Consider the following 23,969-nt stretch of genomic DNA (forward strand, 5'->3'; position numbering starts at 1 on the left):
GTTCACAGTCTAACGATCCCGCACGCTGTTGGCCCGCCCAGAAGCATTTGGTGAGACGTCTGGTTCACCTGCCGGGGCTGCGAAGGCCGCCGCGTGAGAGTGCGCGAGCAGGGCGATGCCAAACACGGCGACACCGCCGCACACCGTGAGCGTCATCGTCGTGCCAGCGCCGATGCCCGCTGTCTCACCGAGCACACTGACACCGATCAGGATGGCGGTGATCGGGTTGAGCGCTGTGCCGCAGGCGACGACGAGATCCGGCGGGCCGCTGGCATAGGCGACCTGGATCAGCCACGACCCGGCGAGGAACGCCGCCGCCAGCCCGAGCGCGGACAGCCACGGGAAACCCGGCTGATCCATCACCATGACCGCTTGCGTGATACGGCGGATCAGCACCGACACCAGGCCGTAGAGCGCGCCCGCCGCCACCGCGAACGCGAGACACCGGGCGCGACCGGTGCGGCTCGCGCCGAACCCGACAAGCACCAGCGCGAACGCGGCGACGATCTCGCCAGCGAGCAATGTCTGGTCGGCGCTCACCGGTGTGGCGACAGCGGTCCGGGCACTGAGCGCGACGAAGACCGCGAGCCCGCCCGCCGTCGTCGCGATACCGGTGATGGCCAGCGAGCTGAGCCTGCTGCCGCTGGCGCGGGCGCCGAAAAGCGCCACCAGCGGCAGCGAAAGGACCACGATCGGTTGCACCACAACCAGCGGCGCGAGCGCGATCGCGGTGATCTGCGCGGCGGCGGTGCCGACGTGCGCCAGTACGCCCAGCAGCCAGGTGCGCTCACGCAGCAGCAGCGGCAGGGTGCGCAGCCGCAGCGATCCGTCCACGCTGACCTGGCGCACACCGCTGTGCTGCAGGAACGCGCCCAGCGCCGCGAACACCGCCGACGCGAGCGCACACCCGATGGCCACCACTGTCATGGCGCCTCCCTCTGCGGAGCCAGCCCGGTAAAGCCAGCCGAAAGATCAGGAACGATCCGAGACTAGTGCTCTGTCTCGAATTGTCCGCTGATTTCTCAGCGGGGCCTCAGCTCGGGGCACGAGAGACGCACGGGGATGGTGTGAGCAGCGTCAGCTATCAGAGGAGCGCTGTTCGCTGCCCTCCGCATCGGACTCGGTGATCTCGCGACCGGTCGCGACGTCGGAAGAATCGGTGCTCGTTGCGGTGTCCTCAGCGTCCGCGTCGTCGGCGTCGCCACCATCAGCGTGAGATTCCGCCGCCCCTGCCTTACCGGCGGCGACCTCCGGTGCTTCCCTGCCGCCGCGGCCCTTCGCCAGCACCAGGTAGACCACCGCACCGAGGAACACCAGCGCCGAGACCCAGACGTTGATGCGGACGCCGAAGACCTCGGTCGCCGGGTCGCTGCGCATCATCTCGATCCAGAACCGGCCCGCGGTGTACCCGGCGACATAGAGCGCGAACACCCGGCCGTGGCCGAGGCGGAACCTGCGGTCGGCCCACACCAGCAGCACCGCGACGCCGAGGTTCCACAGCAGCTCGTACAGGAACGTCGGGTGGACGACGGCGATGACCTCGCCGGTCGACTCACCGAGCAGTTGATCGAGCTGGCCTGTCTCCTGGTTGATCCGCTGGTAGATCTCCAGGCCCCACGGCACGTCGGTCTCGCGGCCGTAAAGCTCCTGGTTGAAGTAGTTGCCGAGCCTGCCGATCGCCTGCGCGACCACGATGCCGGGCGCCACGGCGTCGGCGACAACGGGCAGCGGGATACCCCTGGTCCGGCATGCGATCCAGGCACCGACCGCACCGAGCGCGATGGCACCCCAGATGCCGAGGCCGCCATCCCAGATCTTGACGGCGTCGATCGGGTTGGCGCCCTCGCCGAAGTAGCGCTGGTAGTCGGTCAGTACGTGGTACAACCTGCCACCGACCAGGCCGAACGGGACGGCGAAGACCGCGATGTCGATGATCGTGCCCTTGGTGCCGCCGCGTGCGACCCAGCGCCGGTCACCCCACCAGATCGCGACGATGATGCCCGCGATGATGCACAGCGCATAAGCGCGGATCGGCAGCGTGATGAACCCGAGGTCGAGTTGCCACACGCCCTGCGGCGGGCTGGGGAAGCTGGCGAGGACGGGGCCTGCTGCGATGTTCACGGCGCTACAGTAGCGCGTCCCGATGGGCCCGGATTCCGACACCCCAGCCGCACGCTACACTCCGCCGTCGCGAATGGGGCCATCCAGGCAACGAGGGGGTGGGCGGATGGACTGGGTCCGCACTGACATTAACGGCGTTCCGACGTTCTGGTGCGACTACGACGGGGAGCTGCGGGCCGGTCTGGTGTTCCGTGTCGGCCAGGTCGACGAACCGCTCGCCAAGCGGGGCATCACCCATCTCATCGAGCACTTGGCGCTACATCCACTCGGCCAGCCAGCCCACGGCATCAACGGCGAAGTCGACGCGATCACGACGACGTTCGCCACCCACGGCTCGCCGGACGAGGTCCGCGAATTCGTCGCCACGGTGTGCCGCGCCCTCACCGACCTCCCCGTCGACCGGCGGGAGGCGGAGGTGCAGATCCTGCGCACCGAGGCGGACGGGCGTGGCGACTCGGTCAGCACCGCCATCGACGTCTGCCGCTACGGCGCCGCGAGCTACGGCCTGCCCGGCTACCCCGAGTTCGGTGTAGGACAGCACTCGGCGGACGAGCTGCGCGACTGGTCCCGACGATGGTTCACCCGGGGCAACGCCGCCCTGTGGCTGATCGGCGGACCGCCCCCGGACGGGCTGCGGATCGACCTCCCCGACGGCCCCCGCATGCCGCCGCCCGCACCCACTGATGCCCTGCCGAGGACGCCCGCCACCTTCCCCGCGCCGGTCAACGGCGTCGGGTGGGGTGGCGTCGTGGAACGCTCCACCGCCGCCAAGGTGTACTCGGAACTGCTGGGCAGGCGGCTGCACCGGGAGCTGCGGATCGACTCCGGCCTGAGCTACAGTCCCAGCGCCGCGTACACGCCACGGGACGCCGAGCACGCGCACATCGTCGCGTTCGCGGACGCGCTTCCCGCCGCCTACGACGAGTTGGTGCCCGCGTTCACCCGGGTCCTGGACCGACTCGCCGTCGAACCGCCGAGCACCGACGAGCTCGCCGATGCCATCGCGCCGATCAACGCCGCGATCCGGGAGCCGGGCGCGGCATCCGGGTTCACCGTGACGGCAGCGATGTCCGAACTGCTCGGCATGTCACCGCTGCGCCTCGCCGACTACGAGGCGGAACTGACGGCGGTGACACCAGACGCCGTGCACGCCGCGGCGCGGCAGGCACACGACACCGCCGTGCTGATGACGCCGCCGGGCCACGCGCCACCGGAGGACAGATACGCGCCGGTACCGCTGGGTTCACCGGGCACCGTCGACGGCACGGTCCTGACGTCGTGGCGCTCGGCGACGTCGTCCGAGCAGCGCACCATCGGGCCGGACCAGGACGGCCACCTGCGGCTGGTCATCGGCCCGCGCGGGATCAGCGAGGTCGAAGGCCCGGTGTTCACCACGATCCCGTTCGCCGACTGCGGCGCGATGCTCGCGTGGCCGGACGGCGCACGCAGGCTGTACGGGACCGACGGGCTCGTGCTGCACGTCGAACCGAACATGTGGCGCGGCGGCGGCATCCTTCCCGAGCGCATTGACAACGGCGTCGACCCGGACGTGGTGATCCCGCTGCCCCCACGCGAGCCACAAGAGATTCCGCGCCCCACGGTGAGCGCCGTCGAGCGGATCGTCGCCCGCCTGAAGCGCCGCTGACCACGGCGCACACGACACCCACCGCACCCACGAAAGGACCGTCGTCCCATGTTCTCCCTGCTTCGAAGCCTGTTCCGCGCGTGGCGACTGGAGAGGTGGACCGCGATCGACATCAGGAAGGACCCCGAACTCGCGGCGGCAGCCCAGGCCGTGCGCTCCGGCGATCTGGCCACGGGCGTGCGTCAGCTCGCCGCCACCCGCGCCGACCACGAACGGCGCGCGGTCGAGCTCGACGTCCTCCGCGACGCCGCCGTCCAGCACGTCGATGAGCTGGCACGGCTCGCGGACCAGCAGCCGGACGACGCGGACCTCGCGCTGTGGCTGGGTGCCACGCGAATCGCACACGCATGGGACGTGCGCAGCAGTAAGAGGGCGTCCCAGGTCAGCAGGGAGCAGTTCGAGCAGTTCTGGCTGCTCCTCGGCGGCGCCCACGCACCGCTGATGTGCGCCGCCGAGCTACTCCCGAACGACCCGAACCCGTGGGACCAGCTGCAGTGGCGCGGACTCGGACTCCAGGTGGGACGACCCGAGCTGGACGAGGTCTGGCGCCAGCTCACCGAGCGCGGTCCGCGCTTCTACGGCGGTCACGCATCGCGGGTCCAAGTGCTGTGCGGCAAATGGGCAGGTAGCACTACGGAGGTGCTCGAATTCGCCGAGAAGGCTGCCGCGAACGCCGGTCCCGGCAGCCCGATCGCGGCGCTGCCCGTCGCGGCGCACCTCGAAGTCGCGATGGATCGGGACACCTTCCCGAACCACTTCCGGGACCCCGACGTGCAGGCGCAGCTCACCGGCCTGTCGGACGCCTGGTTCGAGCAGGCGGAACCGCACATCCGCACGCCCGAGGTCCACCATCTGTTCGGCGCCGCGCTGTACATGATGTGTGACTACGACCGCGCGGCGCGGCACCTCACGCGGGTCGACAGCCAGACCCTGCCCGCTTTCCTACCGTGGGCGTACGTGAACTACGTGCCCGGCAACGACTTCCTGACCGTCCGGCGGAAGCTGGGGCTGCGGTAGGCGCCGGTCAGCGCCGGACGCCCCCGGCGAGTTCTTCCGCGAGGGCACGGACCGCGCCCGTGCCCTCCTGCGCCGCCGTGACGAACGCCGAGCCGACGATGACGGCGTCCGCGAAGCTCGCGACCTCGGCCGCCTGGTCACCGGAGCGCACCCCGAGGCCGACGCCGATCGGCAGGTCGGTGTGGGCGCGTGTGCGCCGCACCAACTCGGCAGCGCCCGCGCCGACCGACTCCCGCGCGCCGGTCACGCCCATCACGGCGGTGGCGTAGACGAACCCGGACGACGACTTGACGGTACGGACGATACGTTCCTCCGACGACGACGGCGCGACCAGGAAGATCCGGTCGAGTTCGTGGCGCTCGGAGACGTCGAGCCAGTCCTCGGCCTCGTCGGGAACCAAGTCTGGGGTGATGAGGCCGTGGCCACCCGCCGCCGCGAGGTCGCGCGCGAAGGCGTCGACGCCGTAGTGGTGCACCGGGTTCCAGTAGGTCATGACGACCGCGTGGCCGCCGTGGTCGGTGACCGACTGGACGACGTCGAACGTCTGGCGCAGCCGGAAGCCGTTGCGCAACGCCGTGTCGGCGGCGACCTGGATCGTCGGGCCGTCCATGACGGGGTCGGAGTACGGCACACCGACCTCGACCAGGTCACAGCCGCCGTCGATCATCGCGGCAAGGAGTTCCTTCGACTCGGCCACGGTGGGGTACCCGGCAGGCAGGTACCCGATCAGCGCCGCCCTGTCCTCGGCCTTGACCTGCTCGAACAGCGTGTTGAGCCCGCTCACGAGTCCTCCACGTAGCCGAAGTGCTTCGCGGCGGTGTCCATGTCCTTGTCGCCACGGCCGGACAGGTTCACCACGATCAGCCCGTCCGGTCCCAGCTCGCGGCCCAGCACCAGCGCGCCTGCGAGCGCGTGCGCGGACTCGATCGCGGGGATGATGCCTTCGGTGCGGGACAGCAGCTGGAAGGCGTCCATCGCCTCGTCGTCGGTGACCGAGCGATACTCGGCGCGGCCGGTGTCTTTCAGCCAGGCATGCTCTGGCCCGACGCCTGGGTAGTCCAGGCCCGCCGAGATCGAGTACGCCTCAATGGTCTGGCCGTCGTCGTCCTGCAACAGATACGACCGCGCGCCATGCAGCACACCGGGTGTGCCGTGCGAGAGCGTCGCGCCGTGCTCGCCGGAGTCGATGCCGTGCCCGCCGGGTTCGAACCCAACAAGCCGCACGTCCGGGTCGTCGATGAAGCCGTGGAAGATGCCGATGGCGTTCGACCCGCCGCCGACGCAGGCGGCGACGGCGTCCGGCAGCTTGCCTGCCTGCTCCAGGATCTGGCGGCGGGCCTCCTCGCCGATGATCTTGTGGAAGTTGCGCACCATCACCGGGAACGGATGCGCCCCCGCCGCGGTGCCAAGCAGGTAGTGGGTGGTGTCGACGTTGCTGACCCAGTCCCGCAGCGCCTCGTTGATGGCGTCCTTGAGGGTGCGCGAGCCGGTGGTCACCGGGATGACCTCCGCGCCGAGCAGGTTCATCCGCGCGACGTTGAGCGCCTGTCGCTCGGTGTCGACCTGGCCCATGTAGACGGTGCATTCCAGGCCCATCAGCGCACACGCGGTCGCCGTGGCGACACCGTGCTGGCCAGCGCCGGTCTCGGCGATGACCCGCTTCTTGCCCATCCGCTTGGTGAGCAGCGCCTGGCCCAGCACGTTGTTGATCTTGTGGGAGCCGGTGTGGTTCAGGTCCTCGCGCTTGAGGAAGATGCGCGCGCCGCCCGCGTGCTCGGCGAACCGAGGTGCCTCAGTCAGCAGAGATGGCCGGTTGGCGTAGTCGCGGAGCAGCCGGGTGAACTCCTCGACGAACGCCGAGTCCCGCTGCGCCTTGTCGTACTCGGCGGCCAACTCGTCCAGCGCGCCGATGAGCGCCTCCGGCATGAACCGGCCGCCGTACGGGCCGAAGTGTCCCCGCTCATCCGGGTCGTGCGGCTTGCGCTGCTGCTCAGTCACCGCGCCGGCCTCGGACACGCCGGGTGCGAGCCAGCCGTCACCAGCTGCACCAGCGCCGACTTCGGGTCCTCGCTGGCGACGAGGCCCTCGCCGACCAGGACGGCGTCGGCGCCGTGGCCCGCGTAGGTCATCAGGTCGCCTGGCCCGCGCACACCGGACTCGGCGATCTTGAGCACCTCCGGCGGCAGGCCGGGGGCGAGACGGCTAAAGACGTCGCGGTCCACCTCGAGGTTGTGCAGGTTGCGGGCGTTGACACCGATGACCTGAGCGCCGCTTTCCAGCGCCCGGTCGGCCTCCTCGGCGTTGTGCACCTCGACCAGCGCCGTCATGCCGAGCGACTCGACGCGGTCCAGCAGCGCCGCGAGGGCGTTCTGCTCCAGCGCGGCGACGATCAGCAACACCACGTCGGCGCCGTGCATGCGGGCTTCGTGCACCTGGTACGGGCTGACGATGAAGTCCTTGCGCAGGATCGGGACGTCCACGGCCGCACGCACCGCGTCGAGATCCGCGAGCGAGCCGCCGAATCGGCGTTGCTCGGTCAGCACGCTGATCACCCGCGCGCCAGCGTCGGCATAGTCAGTGGCCAGAGCCGCGGGGTCGGGGACATCGGCGAGCTGCCCCTTGGACGGGCTACGCCGCTTGACCTCGGCGATGACGCCGATGCCTGGCTCCTTCAACGCGGCGATGGCGTTCCGAGGCTCGGGGGCCTTCGCGGCCCGCTGCTTGAGCTCGTCGAACGGCAACGCCTTCTCTCGCTCGGCCAGGTCCTCCCTGACCCCCGCGATGATGTCTTCCAGTGCGCTCACCGGGCGCCCTCACGCATTACCGGATCGGACACAGTGCTCGCAAGCTCGATCACAAAACCTTTCCCTTCCCGCCGCAAAGATGCTACCCCGCGCATTTCGGCCGATCCCCGCCCGGGGGTCGGGAGCGGACTAGGACCCCGACGTGGGATCCTCCCCATCCGACAGGGCGCGCCAGAGGTCGTCATCCGAGTCCTTGGCTGGGGATTTGCCGCCGGGAGCGGAGTACTTGGCACCGAGCCGGGGCATCCGGCGCCCGCGCGCCAGCAGCAGCACTCCCGCCGCGAGCAACAACGCCGCCCCCGCGAGCGCAGCGGCCGGACCGGCGAGCGTGCGCTCCGGCTCGCCAGTGACGTCATAGCCCGGTGCTGGTCCCGACCACGCGACGTCGTAGGCGCCTCCGCTCAGGGTGAGCCACAGCACCACCAGTCCCGCCGCGCCAAGCACCACCCCGAGCACCCGCCGCACCTGCCCGGGCAGTGCCAGCACGGCGGCCACGGCGGCCAGCGTGAGCACCGCGAGCCGCACCAGCCAGGTGACCAGGTCCGCTCCGGTGAGGTCGTCGGCAAGACGGCCGTCGATGGTCAGTCCAGCGGGCACCTCGATCCAGGTCAGCCGGGAGGAGCCCCACAGCGCGAGCGCGCCGAGCAGCAGCACCGCGATGGTGACCAGCAGGCTCCGCTTGGCGGACCGCGTCGCGGCTGAGCCGTCGCTGTCAGCGCTGCCGGTGCTGCCGACCCCTGAGCCGTCGGTGCCGCCACGGCTGTCAGGGCTGTCAGGGCTGTCAGCCACGGGGATCTCGCATGGTCGCGGCGGCGGCGACGGCCGAGAGCACCGTGCGGGCCTTGTTCAGCGACTCGTTGTCCTCGTAGTCCGGGTCGGAGTCGGCCACCACTCCCCCACCTGCCTGCACGTAGGCGGTGCCATCGCGCATCAGCGCGGTGCGGATCGCGATGGCGGTATCGGCGTCACCGGCGAAGTCGAAATAGCCGACGACGCCGCCGTACAGGCCGCGCCGAGTGGGTTCGAGCTCCTCGATCAGCTCCATCGCCCGCACCTTCGGCGCGCCGGTCAGTGTGCCTGCCGGGAAGCAGGCGGCTACGGCGTCGAACGCGGACTTGTCGTCGGCGAGCTGCCCGGTGACGGTGGAGACGATGTGCATCACGTGGCTGTAGCGCTCGATGGCGAAGAAGTCCACCACGTGCACGGTGCCCGGCTTGCAGACCCGGCCGAGGTCGTTGCGGCCGAGGTCGACCAGCATCAGGTGCTCCGCCCGCTCCTTGTCGTCGGCGAGCAGATCCTTCGCCAGCAGCGCGTCCTCGTCTGGGTCCTGTCCGCGCCACCGGGTGCCCGCGATGGGGTGGGTGGTCGCGCGACCGTCGCGCACCGTGACCAGCGACTCCGGGCTGGAGCCCACGATGTCGAACGCGATCTTGGTGCCCTCGGTATCGAAGCCGTCGAGCCGCAGCAGGTACATGTACGGGCTCGGGTTGGTGTTGCGCAGCACGCGGTAGACGTCGAGCGCATCGGCGTCGGTGGTCATCTCGAACCGCTGCGAGGGCACCACCTGGAACGCCTCACCCGCGTGAATCGCCTCCACCGCCTCCAGCACGGCCTTGTGATAGTCCAGCTTGTCGCGGCGGCGGGTGAACTCGGGCACCGGCCGCTCGAACATCGCCGTGGTCGGCGGGGCCTGGGTGGTCAGCTGCTCGGTCATGTCGTCGAGCCTGCGCACGGCGTCCTCGTAGGCAGCGTCCACCCGCTCTGGCGAGTCGTCCCAGTTGACGGCGTTGGCGATGAGCGTGACCGTGCCCTCGTGGTGGTCGAACGCGGCGAGGTCGGTCGCGAACAACATGATCAGCTCGGGGATGCGCAGGTCGTTCTCGGCCAGCTCCGGCAGCCGTTCCAGCCAGCGCACCGCGTCGTAGCCGATGTAGCCGACGAGCCCACCGGTCAGCGGCGGCATGCCTGGCAGCGGCTCGGTGTGGAGGATGTCCAGGGACTCGCGGAGGACGTCAAGCGGGTTGCCCTCGGTGGGCAGGCCGACCGGCGGGGTGCCCAGCCAACACGCCTGGCCATCACGCACGGTGAGTGCGGCAGGGCTGCGCACGCCGATGAACGACCACCGCGACCACGACTCGCCGTTCTCGGCCGACTCGAACAGGAATGTGCCCGGCCGGTCCTGTGCGAGTGTGCGGTACAGCGCGATCGGCGTCTCCGCGTCGGCGAGCAGGGTCCGAACCACGGGGATGACCCTGCGGGACGGCGCGAGCGAAGCGAACTCCGCCTTGCTCGGGCTCACCTCGCCCAGGGCGGGACCGGTACTGACCATAAGCGTCATTCTGCCGTCAACTGGCAATCGCCAACGTGTCGGGTGGCGGCATACCAGCGTCGCGTGGTGGCTGACAGGCGCCGCACTCCCGATGCGCGATGATGGACACCGTGAGCGAACAGTCGACAACGGCGAGCGCAACGGGCAGCAAGCGACGTGGACGGCGCCCCGGTGGCAGCGACACCAAGGGCGCGCTGATCGACGCGGCACGCGAGGTGTTCGCCGAATCGGGCTACGACGGCGCCACCGTACGGGGTATCGCGCAGCGCGCCGGGGTCGACGCCGCCATGGTCAACCACTGGTTCGGCAGCAAGGAGGGCTTGTTCGCGGAAGCAGTGCTGCGGCTACCGTTCAGTCCGAAAGACCTGGTCGCTCAGCTGCTCAACGGCGACCAGGACACGCTAGGCGAGCGGATCGTCCGCACGTTCGTCACCACATGGGACGAAGCGGGCGGCGGCACGTTCGCCGCGATCGTGCGCAGCGTGACCAGCCACGAACAGGCCATACACCTGCTGCGGGACTTCTTCATCCGCTACATCTTCAGCGAGGTGTTGCGCTCAACCGGCTCCGACCAGCAGCTTTTCCGCGCCACGCTGGCGGCGTCGCAGATGATCGGGCTCGGCATGGTCCGCTACGTCGTCCAGTTCGATCCGCTGGCCTCGGCGGACATCGACACCGTCGTGACCGCCATCGCCCCGACGTTGCAGCGGTACCTGACCGGCGAGATCGACTGAGGGCGCAGAAACTCGAACAGCACAGTGCAAATCCAGCGAACTGTTACACTTTCTCGCGAAAAGTATAACTCCCTGCGGGAGCTAGGCGATGACGTTCCAGTTTCTCGGCCCCGATCCCATCGAAACCCAGCTCCGCGAGGTGCTGAGTGCACTTGCGGCAGGCCACGCGCCCCGAGACATTGAACTTCTCAATGTCGACGTGAAGGAGGAACCCGCCAGACGGGACTCTCACGGTGGTGTCCTCCCTGGCGAGCGTCAGAACGACGCTGCGGCTCGCTACTTCGCAGGCGAACTCGCATGTCTGGCGAACACACCCGGAGCCGGTGCTCTCATCGTCGGTGTCGCCGATGACGGCACTCGGATTGGCACGAACCTCGACGCACAATGGCTGCGCCCCCGCATCTACCAGTTGAGCACGCAACGCCTCACCGTAGATATCAACGAAGTCGACCTGGACGGCACACGACTTCTAGTGCTACGCGCCCCAGAAGCAATCGAGCCGATTCGGTGGAAAGGCCGCATCCATTGGCGTGTCGATGACCATTGTGTCGAGGTCGACGCGGCCACCTGGATGGCAGGGCGGCTCCACCGAAGTGGGTTCGACTGGTCCGCGCAGCCATCCGGGCACCGGATACAGGATATTCGTCCCAGCGCGATCGAAGCTGCACGCAGGTACCTCACGGAAGCCCGCAACGACCCTGGCGCTCAAGCACTCTCCTCCGCCACGGACACCGACCTTTTGCGGCGACTCAACGTCGTTGACGGTAATGACGTTCTCACCAATGCCGGCGCGCTCTTGTTTGTCACCACACCCTCAGCTGCCATCGACTTCATCCGCCGCGACTATCCCGGAGCGAGCAGCACGATCAGGATCCGCGAGGAAGGACCGCTGCTTACCCAGTTGGCCGCTGTCGAGATCGCGGCACTCGCATCGAACCGCACTGTGCATGTGCCATCAGGACTAGTACAAGGCCAGGTCCGAGCGATCCCGCCGTCGGCGGTGCGCGAGGCGATCGTCAACGGTGTCATACACCGGGACTGGGCCAGTCCCGCGCCGACCGTGGTCGAGCACGTCGGCGACACTCTGACTGTCACATCGCCGGGTGGATTCATCGGCGGCATCTCCCCTGCCAATATCATCACGCATCCATCCGCCCCTCGCTATCGTTGCCTCGCCGAAGCCACTGCCGCACTGCGACTCGCGGAGCGCGAAGGGATCGGCGTGGACCGGATGGTCGCTGACATGCTTGCTCTCGGCCACCGTGCCGTCGAGATCGCCGAACTCACCGGGCCGTATGTGCGTACGGTGCTGCTCGGCGGCGATCCCGACCAGGACTGGACCGAGTTCCTCGCGGACTGCGAGCCCGCAACCCTCGGCAAAGACCTCGATATGCTGCTGATGCTGGACCAGCTTGTGCATCGCGGGTGGATCGACGCTGAACACGCTGCTCCCGTAATTCAGCGTGGTATCTCGGAAACGAATGCCGCCATCGACCGACTCGCCAACGCCCGCTACCGCGGGCACGCCATCGTCGCTCCGATAGCCGGAGTTCCTGACAGCAACTCACCCGCGTGGCGGCTGTCTGACTCGGTCCGCACCAGACTTCGACCTCGGTTGATGTCACTTCTCACTGGCCCTGGACGCACAAAGATGATCCTCGACTGGGCACATGCTCGCGGCAGAGTCTCCACCACGGAAGTTGCCGACCTCGCCAATGTCGCGCAGAACTATGCTGGCAAACTCCTTGGTTCCCTCGAACGAAACGGAGACCTCGTTCCAGGTAGGCCCAACCGCACCGGCCGAGGCTTCTTTTTCCGTCCGGTAACCGCCGAGTCCCCCGACGACTGACCGAAGCTGAGGCTCACTCCCGGGGCAGCAGCACCCGCTCGTCGGTGTCGAAGCAGGTGGCGGCCCCCGTGTGGCAGGCGGGACCGGTCTGGTCGACCCGCAGCAGCACCGCGTCGCCGTCGCAGTCGATGCGCACTTCGCGCACGTGCTGAGTGTGTCCCGAGGTCTCGCCCTTGACCCAGAGCTGTTGCCTGCTGCGGGAGAAGTACGTCGCGCGGCGGGTGGTCAGCGTGCGGTGCAGCGCCTCGTCGTCCATCCAGGCCAGCATCAGCACGTCGCTGCTGGTGTCGTCCACCGTGATCGCGGCGACAAGCCCGTCCTCGGTGCGCTTGAGCCGCGCCGCCAGCTCGGGGTCCAAGCCGGAGTCCTTCGCCGAGCTCACCGGACGACCACTCCCGCCTCACGCATCGTCGTCTTGACCTCGCCAATCGACAGCTCGCGGAAGTGGAACACGCTCGCCGCGAGCACCGCGTCCGCACCCGCATCGACCGCGGGCGGAAAGTGCGCCCGCTCGCCAGCACCGCCACTGGCGATCACCGGCACCCGAACCGCGTTGCGCACCAGCCGGATCAGCTCCACGTCGAACCCCGCCTTGGTGCCGTCGGCGTCCATCGAGTTGAGCAGGATCTCGCCGACGCCAAGCTCCTCGCCACGCGCGGCCCATTCAACGGCGTCGATACCGGTGCCCTTCCGGCCGCCGTGAGTCGTGACCTCGAACCCGGACGACGTCGGCTCGCCACCTTCAGGCACGCGGCGCGCGTCGACCGAGAGCACGATGCACTGCGAGCCGAATCGGCGAGATGCCTCACGCAGCAGTTCGGGGCGTGCGATCGCGGCGGTGTTGATGCTGACCTTGTCAGCGCCGGCTCGCAGCAACCGGTCGACGTCGGAGGTGCTGCGGACGCCGCCACCAACGGTGAGTGGGATGAACACCTGCTCCGCGGTGCGCCGCACCACGTCGTAGGTGGTCTCGCGATCGCCGGATGACGCGGTGACGTCCAAGAACGTCAGCTCGTCCGCGCCCTCGGCGTCGTAGAGCCGCGCCAGCTCGACCGGGTCACCCGCGTCCCGCAGATTCTCGAAGTTGACGCCCTTGACGACCCTGCCCGCGTCGACGTCAAGACACGGGATCACCCTTACCGCGACGGACATGCCCTGAGCCTACTGGCGCACCCGTGCCTGGATGCGCGGGCGGGGTCTCGGCATACGCTTGATCACACCTGGCAGCGATTGGCACTGAAGGGCGGCGTGCATGGCGAAGGCGGGACGGCGACCCGGCCAGACCGAGACCCGCGAGCAGATTCTGGCAGCGGCGCGCGGGCTGTTCGCCGAGCACGGCTTCGACGCGACGACGATCCGCGCCATCGCGGCCGAGGCCGGGGTCAACCCCGCGCTGATCCACCACTTCTTCGGCGCCAAGGACCAGGTGTTCGTCGCGGCGCTGGCGCTGCCGGTCAATCCGGTGGATGTCATCGGCAAGGCGCTCGAGGGGCCCCGCGCGCAGGTCGGCGAGCGGCTCACCCGGTTCTTCCTCAGCGTCTGGGGCAACGAAGACTCCCGGCAGCCGTTCCTCGCGCTGCTGCGCTCGATCGCGTCGAACGAGAACGCCGCCCGCATGATGCGCGAGTTCCTGCACCGCACGGTGATTCGCCCGATCGCGGCAGAGCTGGGCATCAGCGAGCTGGCCATGTCTGCCACGTCGTCCCACCTCGTCGGGATCGCGATGCTGCGCTACGTAGTCCGGGTGGAGCCGCTGGCCTCGGCCAGCGACGACGAGGTGGTGGCCACTGTCGCGCCGGTCATCCAGCACTACTTCGACTGATGCGGGCTTCGGTCGCTGAGAGTGTCGGTGCCTGCGCCTAGCGTGCTGGCATGGTCTCGCAACTGCATGAGGTGCTCGTGGAACTGTTCCACCGGCGGCCAGAGCTGGCGGCAGAGCTACTGGCAGCGGCCGACGGAGTGACCGTGCCGCCGTTCGATCAAGCGAGACTGGAGGCATGCGAGCTGACGGACCTCGCACCAACGGAGTACCGCGCTGACACGGTGGTGTTGTTGTCAGCCCGAGCAGGTCCAGCGTTGGCAGTGGTGGTGGAGGTTCAGCTCTCGCGAGACCAGGGGAAGCGCTGGTCATGGCCGGTGTACCTACCGACACTGCGGGCCCGGTTGCGGTGTCCGGCAGTGCTGCTGGTGCTGTGCGCCAGCGACAGGGTCGCCGAATGGTGCGGCGCGCCAATCGAGGTCGGACATCCCGGGTATGCGCTACGGCCACTGGTGATCGGACCGCACGGGATCCCGCTGGTCAACGATCCCTCGCAAGCGTCTCAGAATCCAGAGCTCGCCGTATTGTCGGCGATGGCGCACGGCGGCGACCCGGGCGGCGAGAAAGTGCTGTCCGCGTTGCTCGCGGGTTTGCAAACGGTCGATGACGACCTTGCCAAGCTGTATGCTGATCAGGTAATGGCGGCGCTGCCTACGGCGGCGCAAGCCTGTTGGGAGGACATGATGGCGATCGGGACCTACGAGTACCAAAGCGACTTCGCCCGCCGGTACTATGGCCAGGGCCGCGCCGAGGGCGAAGCCAACGCGCTATTCGCAGTGCTGGAAGCGCGAGGTATCGCTGTTCCCGACGATGCACGTGCCCGGATCACCGCGTGCACCGACATCGAGCAGCTCGAAACATGGGTTCGCCGCGCCGTCTCCGTCAACTCTGTCGAGGAGCTCTTCGGGGCATAGCCCACTCCAATGCTTTGCGGGCTGAGCAGGGCTCCCTGCTCAGCCCGCAGGTGTTGCGCGATCTGAGCCCGATTCGACGTCGTCTGTCCTGTTCTCGCGACAACATGCCTGGCGAAGCCACGGTACGGGTCGCAGACCAGCGTCCCGGCGACACCACACCACAGCACCCCCGCTTGACAGCGCCATTCAACACGCGCAGAATTAAACGCATGACTAATTCCGCTGTCGTGGTCAATGATCTCCGCGTCAAGCGCGGCGGCCGCGACGTCCTCAAGGGCATCACCTGCGAGATCCCACGCGGCACCGTCACCGGGCTGCTCGGCCCGAGCGGATGCGGCAAGACCACCTTGATGCGCTCACTGGTCGGGGTGCAGATCGTCGAGGGCGGCGAGATCACCGTGCTCGGCAGGCCGGCGGGCCACAAGGACCTGCGCAGCCGCATCGGCTACGCGACCCAGAACCCGGCGGTCTACCCCGACATCACCGTCACCGAAGCGCTGACCTACTTCGCGTCCGTGCTGCGCGCGCCGGCCGACGACGTCGCCCGAGTGATCAACGAAGTCGACCTGACCTCGCACGCCGACGCGATCATCGGCCAGCTCTCCGGCGGCCAGCTCAGCCGCGCTAACCTCGCCGTCGCGCTGCTGGGCAGCCCCGAGCTGCTGATCCTGGACGAGCCCACCGTCGGCCTGGACCCGGTGCTGCGCGACGAGCTGTGGGAGCTGTTCACCGGACTCGCCGAACGCGGCGTGACGCTGCTTGTCTCCAGTCACGTCATGGACGAGGCCAGCCGCTGTGCGCACCTGCTGCTGCTCCGCGAGGGCGAACTGCTCGCCGCCCACTCCCCCGCCGAACTGCGCGAGAACACCGGCGAAGCCGACCTGGAACGCGCCTTCCTCCGACTGATCAAGGACACCGTGCGATGACCGTCATGAATCCCGCCATCACGCTCGCCACCACGCGCCGCATCCTCACCCAGCTGCGCCACGACCATCGCACGCTGGCACTAATGATCATCATGCCGTCGGTGCTGCTCACGCTGCTGCGCTACGTGTTCAACGACGAGCAGATGTTCAACAGAGCCGCGCCAGCACTACTGGCGGTGTTCCCGTTCGCGATCATGTTCATCGTCACCTCGATCACGACGCTGCGGGAGCGGACAACGGCCACGCTGGAGCGGCTGATGACGATGCCGCTGGCCAAGCTGGATCTGCTGTTCGGCTACGCGATCGCATTCGGGCTGATCGCGATCGTGCAGGTCGCCGTCGCCACCACGGTCTCGGTGAGCTGGCTCGGACTGAGCATCACCGGCTCGGTGTGGCTACTCGGCGCCATCGCGGTGCTCGACGCGCTGCTCGGCGCCGCTCTCGGGCTGTTCGCCAGCGCCTTCGCCCGCACCGAGTTCCAGGCGGTGCAGTTCATGCCAGCGTTCGTGATGCCGCAGGTGTTGCTGTGCGGGCTGTTCTCGCCGCGCGAGGAGATGGCGACCGTGCTGGATTGGATCTCCGACGTCATGCCGCTGTCGTATGCGGTTGACGCGCTCACCCAGGTCACCCACTCGACCGAGGTCGACGGCACGCTGGTGAAGAATTTGCTGATCGTGGCGGGGTGCACGCTGGCGGCGCTGGTGCTCGGGGCGGCCACGCTACGACGCAGGACACCGTGAGCCGTTAGCCTGGCGCCATGTCCACCGCGTTACGTCGCCTCGCCGACGAGAAGTACGTCCAGCTGACCACCTTCCGCCGCAACGGCACGCCGGTACCGACGCCGATCTGGGCGGTCGCCGATGACGGCGAGTTGTTCGTCTGGACCGAGCGGAACTCCGGCAAGATCAAGCGCATCCGCAACAACCCGCGCGTCGAGGTCACCGCCTGCGACCTGCGCGGCAAGCGCACCCACGGTGAGAAGGTGTCCGGCACGGCACGGCTGCTCGACGACGCCGAGACCGACCGGGTGCGTAAGCTGCTCGGCCGCAAGTACGGGGTGCTCGGATTCCTTGGCGTGGTGGGCAGCATCGTGCGCGGCGGCAAGAAGCGCACCATCGGCGTCGGGATCACGCTGGAGGACTGACGGCGAGCGCGGGCGGCGTCGCGCCCGGCATTCGGCACCACACCTCGGGCGGGCCTGCCGGGGCGTTACCGGACGGCTGCCAGCGCCTCCGGCAGCGTGAACGCACCCGCGTACAGCGCCTTGCCGACGATCGCGCCCTCGACGCCGTCACCGGTCAGCTTCGACAGGGCCACCAGGTCGTCGACGCTGGACACCCCGCCGGAGGCGATCACGGCGGCGTCGGTGCGGGCACACACGGCGGCGAGCAGGTCCAGGTTCGGTCCGCGCAGCGTGCCGTCCTTGCTGACGTCGGTGACGACGTAGCGCTGCGCGCCGTCGGCGTCCAACCGGGCCAGCGCGTCCCAGAGATCCCCGCCGTCGGTGGTCCAGCCACGCGCGGCGAGCCGGTGCCCCTCTGGCGTGATCCGTACGTCGAGGCCGATGGCGACCCGGTCGCCGTACTCCGCGACCACCCGCGACGTCCACGCCGGGTCCTCCAGCGCGGCGGTGCCGAGGTTGACGCGCCGCGCGCCGGTCGCGAGCGCGGCTTCCAGCGAGGCGTCGTCGCGGATGCCACCGGACAGCTCAACGTGGACGTCGAGCCTGCCGACGACCTCGGCGAGCAGTTCCCGGTTCGAGCCCTTGCCGAACGCGGCGTCGAGGTCGACCAGGTGGATCCACTCGGCGCCGTCGCGCTGCCAGGACAGGGCGGCGTCCAGCGGCGCGCCGTAGGTGGTCTCGGTTCCGGCCTCGCCTTGCACCAGGCGCACGGCCTGGCCATCGGCGACGTCAACAGCGGGGAGCAGCGTCAAAGTCACGGTGTCTCACTCTAGGCGAGTGGTCTGCGTTACGAGAGAGTGCCCAGCCAGTTGCGAAGCACCTGGGCACCGGCGTCGCCGGACTTCTCGGGGTGGAACTGGGTCGCGCACAGCGCTCCGTTCTCCACGGCGGCGACGAAGTCCTCGCCGTGGTGCGCCCAGGTCACCTTGGGTGCCTGCCCGGTCAGCCCGGACTCCAGCTCCCAGTTGCGGGCGGCGTAGGAGTGCACGAAGTAGAACCGGGTGTCGGCGTCGAGCCCGGCGAACAGCACCGAGTCCTCCGGGGTACGGACGATGTTCCAGCCCATGTGTGGCAGCACGTCGGCGTGCAGGCCGTCCACGACGCCGGGCCACTCGCCAAGGCCATCGGCCTCGTCGCCGTGCTCGACGCCGCGTTCGAACAGGATCTGCATGCCGACACAGATGCCGAGCACCGGCCTGCCGCCAGCGAGACGCTTACCGACGATCTTGTCGCCACCGACATCGCGCAGGCCGGCGATGCAGGCGCTGAACGCACCGACACCAGGCACGACGAGGCCGTCAGCGTTCAGCGCGGCATGCGGATCGGACGTCACCTCGACGTCGGCGCCCGCGCGCAGCACGGCACGCTCGGCGGAACGGAGGTTGCCCGACCCATAGTCCAAGATCACGACTCGTGTCACGCTTCCAGCCTACTTCCCGTGTCTGGCCGCGGCGGACACCGGCAACATGGCGAGGGCGAGCACGCCGAGCGCGCCGAACGCGACCGGGTAGCTCGTCGTGGCGACCACCGCTCCGACAGCGACCGCGCCGGCGCCCTGACCTGCGTCGAAGGCGACGTTCCACGCCACGCTGGCGTGCGCGGGCGAGACCCGCGCGAACATGAGCACCAGCGAGTCGTTCTGCACGACGCCGAACCCGGCACCGTAGACGGCGACGCAGCCCGCCGCGACGATCATGGCCGCCGTCGTCGCGATGCCGCTGCCAGCGGCGAATCCGAGCAGGCCCGCAGCGACGGCCGCCAGCCCTGCCAGCAGCAGCCTGCCTGGTGTCGCGGCGCGGTCGCCCCACATACCGGCGAGCCATCGGCCACTCAGCGCCGTGGCGGACATCAGCAGCAGCGCGGCCGAGCCGAGCACGGGGATGTCGGAGAAGACCAGCGGAAGGAACGTGACCATCGCCCCGAACGCGATCGACCCGGCCAGCATCGGCAGCCACGGTCGCCACACCAGCGCAGCGGCAGCGGTGGCCTGCTGGTCGTGGGCGGGTTCGTCGCGCTGGCCATGGGGCAGCACCACCATCGGCGCGACGGCGAGCAGCGGGAACGCGAAGCCCGCCGCGAACACCGGCGTGAATCCGGCGTACTCCGCGATGGCGGTACTCGCGGGCAGGCAGACCAGCAGCGGGACGCCAACGGCGAGGCCGTAGAGCCCGGAACCGCGTCCGAGCGAGCCCGCGGGCAGCAGTTCCGCGATCAGCGCGCTGCCACACACCGTGACGATGCCGAACCCGAGGCCCCGCACGCCGGAGATCGCCAGCACCGGCTGCCACGTCGTCGACAGCGCGAGCAGCGGCACCGGCACCCCGATCAGCAGTGCCCCGGCGATCGACATCGCGCGGTAGCCGAAGCGGCGCACCAGGCCGGTCATCAGCAACTGTGCCAGCACCGTCGTCGCCATGAACACGCCGGTCGATGCACCCGCGGCGAACTCACCGCCGCCGTTGCGCACCACCCACAACGGCACCACAGACACCAGCAGCGAGAACCCGGCAAACAGCCCAATCGAGGCAAGCAACAGCGCGAGGAAACGGCCGTCGCGCAACGGCGACGGGGCGTCCGGCTGGCTCAGCGATGTGGTGGGCACATCTCAGTCCTACACCGACACGCAATCGAGTATTCCGCCGACTGAGACACGAGAGTGCGTCGTGTCCCCCGCTCCCGACGCCGTGTGTGACGCCAGCCGCACGGTCAGGGGCCATTTCAGCTCGAACTTCGACTTAACTGGAGGTCATGGCTAAGCTGGGTGACGTGACGGCACTCGCGCATCATCTCACGATCGGACAGGTCGCCGAACGCAGCGGCGTCCCGCACACGACGTTGCGATTCTACGAGGATCGCGGCCTGATCAGCGCCGAACGAACCACGGGCAACCAGCGCCGTTACCCACGGGCCACGCTGCGCCGGATCGCGTTCATCCGATCCGCGCAGCGCGTCGGACTCAGCCTGGACGACATCGCGGAGGCGCTGTCGACGCTGCCCGCGCACGGCGCACCCACCAAGGCGGACTGGACCAAGCTGTCCAAGCGCTGGCGCAACGAGCTCGACACCAGGATCGACGCGCTGCAGCGGCTCCGCGACAGCCTCACCGGCTGCATCGGCTGCGGCTGCCTGTCGCTGCGGGCATGCGGACTGTTCAACCACGAGGACCAACTCGCGGAGTACGGCCCAGGCGCGCCGAAGTTGAAGGCCGCGTCCGAAGGCGGGATCTAACGCCGCCGAGGCCTGCCGAGGGCACGCCGTCCGGCGTCGAGCAGCGCCGCGCGGAGGTGGTCGTCATCGAGGTCGGCCGCCTCGGGCGCCCCTCCGGTCCCTGACATGCCCAGCACCGCGACCAGCGTGGCCACCCGGGCCTCGGGTGTCGGGTCCGGCCCGACCAGCACCGCCATCATCCGCTCGGCGACACCGCCGTATTCACGCACCGACGCCTCGACGATCCGCTTCAGCCCCGGGTCGCCGTTGAACAGCCGTACCAGAGTCCGGTGACGGATGATCACGTCGACCAACCCGTCGAGCATCGTGTCGACCCTGGCGCCCTGCCGTCGCTGCGCCTCGGCAGCGGTGACGGCAGCCCTGAGGTCGCGCAACCCCGGCTCAACGACGGCAAGTGCGATCTCATCCTTGGTCTTGAAGTAGTAGTACACGGCAGCCTTGGTGACACCGAGCGCGTCGGCGATCTGCTGCAGCGACGTGCCCTCGACGCCGTGCTCGGCGTACAACCCGAGCGCCGTGCCGAGCAACCGCTCCCTGGTGTCAACCGCCTCGGTCATGACAGCCTCCTCACCTGCAGAATCCCGATACCACTGCCCGTGCGTCTGGTCACACGCTAGCCGAACGGCTTGTCGACTACTAGCCGAACGGCTAGCGTCGAATGTGATATTGCTTCGCAATTTCTGCCGCACGACACCCGCGATCGGAGACAGCTGTGGCCGCCTTCCTGCACCAGATTGGACGTTTTTCGTTCCGGCACCGCATTGTGGTAACCGCGGCCTGGATCCTGCTGCTGACCGTGGTCGGGGCGACGTCGGCGACGCTGGCGGGCACGATGACCAATGCCGTCTCCATTCCAGGCACCGAGTCGCAACAGGCCATCGACCAGCTTGAAGAGCGGTTCCCGCAGGCAGCGGCAGGAGCGACGGCGCGTGTCGTCATCGCCGCCCCCGAGGGCGAGACGCTCACCGACCCGGCCAACACCCGCGCCGCGCAGGCGGTACTGGCCCAAGCGCGCGACGCCGCGGGAGTGGTCGACGTCAGCGATCCGTTCGCCAGCCGATCACTGTCACCGGACGGCCGGATCGCGCTGGCGCGGGCGACCTACGACGTCCAGCCGTTCGAGGTCACCGACGCCCAGCGTCAGGAACTGCTCGACGCGGCACAGCCGGGCCGCGACGCGGGGCTGCGGGTCGAGTTCGGCGGTGACGTCATCGCGGGCGCGCCGGAGACCGAGCCGACCGAGGTCATCGGTGTCGCGGTCGCCGCGGTGGTGCTGGCGATCACCTTCGGCTCACTGCTGGCCGCGGGACTACCGCTGCTCACCGCGCTGATCGGCGTCGGCGTGGGCATGGCTGGTATCACGACCGCGTCCGGCTTCCTCGAGCTGAACGCGAACACGCCGGTGCTGGCGCTCATGATCGGGCTCGCGGTCGGCATCGACTACGCGCTGTTCATCGTGTCGCGCTACCGGCACGAGCTGGGCAACGGGCGCACGCCGGAACAGGCCACCGCGCACGCGGTGGGCACGGCGGGCTCGGCGGTCGTGTTCGCTGGGCTGACCGTGATCATCGCGCTTGCCGGTCTGACCGTCGTCGGCATCCCGTTCCTGGGTGAGATGGGACTCGCGGCCTCGCTGACCGTCGCGGTCGCCGTGCTCATCGCCGTGACACTGCTGCCAGCGGTGCTGGGGTTCGTGGGACACCGCGTGCTGGTGCGACGCATCCCCGGCCTGCGCACACTCGGCCAGCCCACCGGTGACACGATGGGACAGCGCTGGGCACGGTTCGTCGCGCGACACCGCTGGCCAGTGCTGCTCGCGACCATCGGGGCGCTCGCCGTGGTAGCGATCCCCGCCGCGAGCATGCAGCTCGGCTTGCCGGACGACAGCATGGCCGCGCAGGACTCCACCCGGCACGCCGCCTACGACCTGGTCAGCGAGGGCTTCGGCGAGGGAGCGAACGGGCAGCTCACCGTCGTCGTCGACACCGCGAACGGCGACACTGGCGCGGTGCGGCAGGCCGCCGCCACGATCGCGGAGCTGGACCACGTCACCGCCGTGACGCCACCGCGGACCAACCCGGCAGGCGATCTCAGCGTGTTCAGCGTGACCCCGGAGACCGGCCCGAGCAGCCAAGCGACGCACGACCTGGTGACCGCGATCCGCGACACGGCCGACGGGCTACGCGAGTCAACCGGCGCCGAACTCACGGTGACCGGGCAGACCGCGATGAACATCGACGTCTCGCAGAAGCTGTCCGACGCGCTGCTGCCCTACCTGGCGCTGATCGTCGGGCTGGCGTTCGTGCTGTTGATGCTGGTCTTCCGCTCGATCGCGGTGCCGGTGAAGGCGACGCTCGGCTTCCTCGGGTCGGTCGCGGCGACGTTCGGCGCCGTCGTCGCGGTGTTCCAGTGGGGCTGGCTGACCGACCTGCTCGGCGTCGACGCGACCGGGCCGATCATGAGCATGCTGCCGGTACTGCTCATCGGCGTGCTGTTCGGGCTCGCGATGGACTACCAGGTGTTCCTGGTGACGCGGATGCGTGAGGAGTACGTACACGGCTCGGCCCCGACCACGGCCATGGTGACCGGGTTCCGGCACGGTGCGCGCGTCGTCGTGGCCGCCGCACTGATCATGATCAGCGTGTTCGCCGGGTTCGTGTTGTCGTCCGAGACCCTGATCCAGTCGATCGGGTTCGCGCTGGCGTTCGGCGTCGCGGTGGACGCCTTCGTGGTGCGGATGACGCTGGTGCCCGCCGTGATGTCGCTGCTGGGTCGGGGCGCCTGGTGGCTGCCGCGCTGGCTGGACAAGGTGCTGCCCACCGTCGACGTCGAAGGCGAAGCGCTGGCGGAGCCGCAGGCCGAGCGACGGGAGCCCGCGCGGGTGTGAGGGGCTTGCCCGGCTTCGCCAGGGATATTGCACGATATGCGCCAGATTCGTCGGCGTTTGTCTGATTATCACAGACATTTGCCCGGCGAAGTCGGCATGCCAACGTCCACAAGCCCCATTCCAGCGAGATCATCCCGTATGCCGCAGTCGCATCTTCCAGACGAGCCGCACCCACCTGATCTCGGCGCGTTCCGCGACGGTAGCCGCATACGTTTGCGGCTCAGGCGCATGGCACGAATGGAAGGAGTCCGGCGAAGCCGACGTCTGGGAGCCGACGACCACTGACGGCATGACGTTGTAGATGCGTCGTACGCAAACCGCTACAGCGAGAACCACCACACGGCCGCGCCGCCCGCGGCGAGAACGGCGGCGGCGAGCAACACCATCGCTATGCCTTTCGCCGTCTTCCAGGTCGTGTAGACCCCGCCAAGCAGGAAACCCGCGAGCGCGATCAGCCCGATGACGACAACTTCGGATGGCACGGCGACGCTCCTCCAGCAGCTCGACTCTGAC

General features: G+C 69.0%; 25 protein-coding genes. 11 read left to right on the forward strand and 14 right to left on the reverse strand.

Annotated elements, in window-relative coordinates:
* Window positions 1-9: 9 nt before the first annotated feature.
* Together AMYHA_RS18400 and lgt are read right to left on the reverse strand one after the other, a co-directional pair.
* Window positions 10-927 (reverse strand): hypothetical protein, encoded by a 918-nt coding sequence (locus AMYHA_RS18400; RefSeq protein WP_034272967.1) that lies wholly within the window; start codon window positions 925-927, stop codon window positions 10-12.
* A 150-nt stretch (window positions 928-1,077) separates the two neighbouring features.
* Complete coding sequence (gene lgt / locus AMYHA_RS18405; protein WP_051400065.1) at window positions 1,078-2,121, reverse strand: prolipoprotein diacylglyceryl transferase; 1,044 nt, start codon at window positions 2,119-2,121, stop codon at window positions 1,078-1,080.
* 106 nt (window positions 2,122-2,227) lie between these two features.
* Between lgt and AMYHA_RS18410 the strand changes: the two genes are divergently transcribed.
* Together AMYHA_RS18410 and AMYHA_RS25960 are read left to right on the forward strand one after the other, a co-directional pair.
* The gene (locus AMYHA_RS18410) at window positions 2,228-3,766 is read left to right on the forward strand and encodes a M16 family metallopeptidase (RefSeq protein WP_051400066.1); all 1,539 of its coding nucleotides are present in this window, start codon (window positions 2,228-2,230) and stop codon (window positions 3,764-3,766) included.
* A gap of 48 nt (window positions 3,767-3,814) precedes the next feature.
* On the forward strand, window positions 3,815-4,783 hold the full coding sequence (locus tag AMYHA_RS25960; RefSeq protein ID WP_051400067.1) for a hypothetical protein: 969 nt from the start codon (window positions 3,815-3,817) through the stop codon (window positions 4,781-4,783).
* A 7-nt stretch (window positions 4,784-4,790) separates the two neighbouring features.
* Here AMYHA_RS25960 and trpA read toward each other — a convergent pair whose 3' ends face one another.
* The 5 genes from trpA to AMYHA_RS18440 all read right to left on the reverse strand — a co-directional run bounded on the left by trpA (window position 4,791) and on the right by AMYHA_RS18440 (window position 9,916).
* Window positions 4,791-5,567, reverse strand: a complete 777-nt coding sequence (gene trpA / locus AMYHA_RS18420) for a tryptophan synthase subunit alpha (RefSeq protein WP_034272970.1) — start codon at window positions 5,565-5,567, stop codon at window positions 4,791-4,793.
* The gene (trpB, locus tag AMYHA_RS18425; protein ID WP_407919891.1) at window positions 5,564-6,781 is read right to left on the reverse strand and encodes a tryptophan synthase subunit beta; all 1,218 of its coding nucleotides are present in this window, start codon (window positions 6,779-6,781) and stop codon (window positions 5,564-5,566) included. The genes trpA and trpB overlap by 4 nt, the downstream gene beginning before the upstream one ends.
* A complete protein-coding gene (gene trpC, locus AMYHA_RS18430; RefSeq protein WP_034272976.1) occupies window positions 6,778-7,587 on the reverse strand; it encodes an indole-3-glycerol phosphate synthase TrpC in 810 nt (269 codons plus the stop codon). The genes trpB and trpC overlap by 4 nt, the downstream gene beginning before the upstream one ends.
* Before the next feature lie 129 nt (window positions 7,588-7,716).
* Window positions 7,717-8,376 (reverse strand): Trp biosynthesis-associated membrane protein, encoded by a 660-nt coding sequence (locus AMYHA_RS18435; protein WP_084037361.1) that lies wholly within the window; start codon window positions 8,374-8,376, stop codon window positions 7,717-7,719.
* A complete protein-coding gene (locus AMYHA_RS18440; protein ID WP_034272978.1) occupies window positions 8,369-9,916 on the reverse strand; it encodes an anthranilate synthase component I in 1,548 nt (515 codons plus the stop codon). Before AMYHA_RS18440 ends, AMYHA_RS18435 begins: the two co-directional genes overlap by 8 nt.
* A gap of 101 nt (window positions 9,917-10,017) precedes the next feature.
* On the opposite strand from AMYHA_RS18440, the gene AMYHA_RS18445 reads away from it, so the two are divergent.
* Together AMYHA_RS18445 and AMYHA_RS18450 are read left to right on the forward strand one after the other, a co-directional pair.
* Window positions 10,018-10,650 (forward strand): TetR/AcrR family transcriptional regulator, encoded by a 633-nt coding sequence (locus tag AMYHA_RS18445; RefSeq protein ID WP_231104969.1) that lies wholly within the window; start codon window positions 10,018-10,020, stop codon window positions 10,648-10,650.
* An 88-nt stretch (window positions 10,651-10,738) separates the two neighbouring features.
* Window positions 10,739-12,499: an RNA-binding domain-containing protein gene (locus AMYHA_RS18450; RefSeq protein ID WP_051400068.1), complete on the forward strand. Its 1,761-nt coding sequence runs from the start codon at window positions 10,739-10,741 to the stop codon at window positions 12,497-12,499.
* A 13-nt stretch (window positions 12,500-12,512) separates the two neighbouring features.
* Here the strand turns inward: AMYHA_RS18450 and hisI are convergent, their stop codons facing one another.
* Complete coding sequence (gene hisI, locus AMYHA_RS18455) at window positions 12,513-12,881, reverse strand: phosphoribosyl-AMP cyclohydrolase (protein ID WP_196776931.1); 369 nt, start codon at window positions 12,879-12,881, stop codon at window positions 12,513-12,515.
* Window positions 12,878-13,651, reverse strand: a complete 774-nt coding sequence (gene hisF / locus AMYHA_RS18460) for an imidazole glycerol phosphate synthase subunit HisF (protein ID WP_034272981.1) — start codon at window positions 13,649-13,651, stop codon at window positions 12,878-12,880. The genes hisI and hisF overlap by 4 nt, the downstream gene beginning before the upstream one ends.
* 100 nt (window positions 13,652-13,751) lie before the next feature.
* Here hisF and AMYHA_RS18465 point away from each other — a divergent pair, with 100 nt between their 5' ends.
* From AMYHA_RS18465 to AMYHA_RS18485, 5 genes are all read left to right on the forward strand, one after another.
* Window positions 13,752-14,321 carry a TetR/AcrR family transcriptional regulator gene (locus tag AMYHA_RS18465; RefSeq protein ID WP_034272983.1) on the forward strand — a complete coding sequence of 190 codons (570 nt, stop codon included), beginning with the start codon at window positions 13,752-13,754 and terminating at the stop codon, window positions 14,319-14,321.
* A gap of 356 nt (window positions 14,322-14,677) precedes the next feature.
* Complete coding sequence (locus AMYHA_RS27635) at window positions 14,678-15,232, forward strand: hypothetical protein (protein ID WP_196776932.1); 555 nt, start codon at window positions 14,678-14,680, stop codon at window positions 15,230-15,232.
* A gap of 209 nt (window positions 15,233-15,441) precedes the next feature.
* Complete coding sequence (locus AMYHA_RS18475) at window positions 15,442-16,158, forward strand: ABC transporter ATP-binding protein (RefSeq protein ID WP_034272988.1); 717 nt, start codon at window positions 15,442-15,444, stop codon at window positions 16,156-16,158.
* 5 nt (window positions 16,159-16,163) lie between these two features.
* On the forward strand, window positions 16,164-16,898 hold the full coding sequence (locus AMYHA_RS18480; protein ID WP_034277860.1) for an ABC transporter permease: 735 nt from the start codon (window positions 16,164-16,166) through the stop codon (window positions 16,896-16,898).
* Between the two features lie 17 nt (window positions 16,899-16,915).
* Window positions 16,916-17,302, forward strand: a complete 387-nt coding sequence (locus AMYHA_RS18485; RefSeq protein WP_034272991.1) for a PPOX class F420-dependent oxidoreductase — start codon at window positions 16,916-16,918, stop codon at window positions 17,300-17,302.
* 65 nt (window positions 17,303-17,367) lie between these two features.
* On the opposite strand, the gene priA is transcribed toward AMYHA_RS18485, so the two are convergent.
* From priA to AMYHA_RS18500, 3 genes are read right to left on the reverse strand one after another with little or no spacing between them, the layout of a single operon-like run.
* A complete protein-coding gene (priA, locus tag AMYHA_RS18490; protein WP_034272994.1) occupies window positions 17,368-18,099 on the reverse strand; it encodes a bifunctional 1-(5-phosphoribosyl)-5-((5-phosphoribosylamino)methylideneamino)imidazole-4-carboxamide isomerase/phosphoribosylanthranilate isomerase PriA in 732 nt (243 codons plus the stop codon).
* A gap of 29 nt (window positions 18,100-18,128) precedes the next feature.
* Complete coding sequence (gene hisH, locus AMYHA_RS18495) at window positions 18,129-18,761, reverse strand: imidazole glycerol phosphate synthase subunit HisH (RefSeq protein ID WP_034272998.1); 633 nt, start codon at window positions 18,759-18,761, stop codon at window positions 18,129-18,131.
* 9 nt (window positions 18,762-18,770) lie between these two features.
* Window positions 18,771-19,943: an MFS transporter gene (locus AMYHA_RS18500; protein ID WP_051400069.1), complete on the reverse strand. Its 1,173-nt coding sequence runs from the start codon at window positions 19,941-19,943 to the stop codon at window positions 18,771-18,773.
* Between the two features lie 164 nt (window positions 19,944-20,107).
* Between AMYHA_RS18500 and soxR the strand changes: the two genes are divergently transcribed.
* Window positions 20,108-20,569 carry a redox-sensitive transcriptional activator SoxR gene (soxR, locus tag AMYHA_RS18505; RefSeq protein ID WP_034277864.1) on the forward strand — a complete coding sequence of 154 codons (462 nt, stop codon included), beginning with the start codon at window positions 20,108-20,110 and terminating at the stop codon, window positions 20,567-20,569.
* On the opposite strand, the gene AMYHA_RS18510 is transcribed toward soxR, so the two are convergent.
* The gene (locus AMYHA_RS18510) at window positions 20,566-21,126 is read right to left on the reverse strand and encodes a TetR/AcrR family transcriptional regulator (RefSeq protein ID WP_034273000.1); all 561 of its coding nucleotides are present in this window, start codon (window positions 21,124-21,126) and stop codon (window positions 20,566-20,568) included. The genes soxR and AMYHA_RS18510 overlap by 4 nt on opposite strands.
* Window positions 21,127-21,281: 155 nt before the next feature.
* On the opposite strand from AMYHA_RS18510, the gene AMYHA_RS18515 reads away from it, so the two are divergent.
* Entirely contained in the window at window positions 21,282-23,456 is a 2,175-nt protein-coding gene (locus AMYHA_RS18515) for an MMPL family transporter (protein WP_034273003.1), read from the forward strand.
* A gap of 320 nt (window positions 23,457-23,776) precedes the next feature.
* On the opposite strand, the gene AMYHA_RS27450 is transcribed toward AMYHA_RS18515, so the two are convergent.
* Entirely contained in the window at window positions 23,777-23,938 is a 162-nt protein-coding gene (locus AMYHA_RS27450) for a hypothetical protein (RefSeq protein ID WP_169732955.1), read from the reverse strand.
* Window positions 23,939-23,969: the final 31 nt, after the last annotated feature.

This window comes from Haloechinothrix halophila YIM 93223, from assembly GCF_000504245.1.
GTDB lineage: Bacteria > Actinomycetota > Actinomycetes > Mycobacteriales > Pseudonocardiaceae > Haloechinothrix_A > Haloechinothrix_A halophila.

Bases quoted from the DNA above. Each gene is read 5' to 3' on its own strand.
- AMYHA_RS18400 (WP_034272967.1), bottom strand. From the start codon at position 927: ATGACAGTGGTGGCCATCGGGTGTGCGCTCGCGTCGGCGGTGTTCGCG.
- AMYHA_RS18410 (WP_051400066.1), top strand. From the start codon at position 2,228: ATGGACTGGGTCCGCACTGACATTAACGGCGTTCCGACGTTCTGGTGC.
- AMYHA_RS25960 (WP_051400067.1), top strand. From the start codon at position 3,815: ATGTTCTCCCTGCTTCGAAGCCTGTTCCGCGCGTGGCGACTGGAGAGG.
- AMYHA_RS18440 (WP_034272978.1), bottom strand. From the start codon at position 9,916: ATGGTCAGTACCGGTCCCGCCCTGGGCGAGGTGAGCCCGAGCAAGGCG.
- AMYHA_RS18445 (WP_231104969.1), top strand. From the start codon at position 10,018: ATGGACACCGTGAGCGAACAGTCGACAACGGCGAGCGCAACGGGCAGC.
- AMYHA_RS18450 (WP_051400068.1), top strand. From the start codon at position 10,739: ATGACGTTCCAGTTTCTCGGCCCCGATCCCATCGAAACCCAGCTCCGC.
- hisF (WP_034272981.1), bottom strand. From the start codon at position 13,651: ATGTCCGTCGCGGTAAGGGTGATCCCGTGTCTTGACGTCGACGCGGGC.
- AMYHA_RS18465 (WP_034272983.1), top strand. From the start codon at position 13,752: ATGGCGAAGGCGGGACGGCGACCCGGCCAGACCGAGACCCGCGAGCAG.
- AMYHA_RS18475 (WP_034272988.1), top strand. From the start codon at position 15,442: ATGACTAATTCCGCTGTCGTGGTCAATGATCTCCGCGTCAAGCGCGGC.
- AMYHA_RS18480 (WP_034277860.1), top strand. From the start codon at position 16,164: ATGAATCCCGCCATCACGCTCGCCACCACGCGCCGCATCCTCACCCAG.
- AMYHA_RS18485 (WP_034272991.1), top strand. From the start codon at position 16,916: ATGTCCACCGCGTTACGTCGCCTCGCCGACGAGAAGTACGTCCAGCTG.
- AMYHA_RS18510 (WP_034273000.1), bottom strand. From the start codon at position 21,126: ATGACCGAGGCGGTTGACACCAGGGAGCGGTTGCTCGGCACGGCGCTC.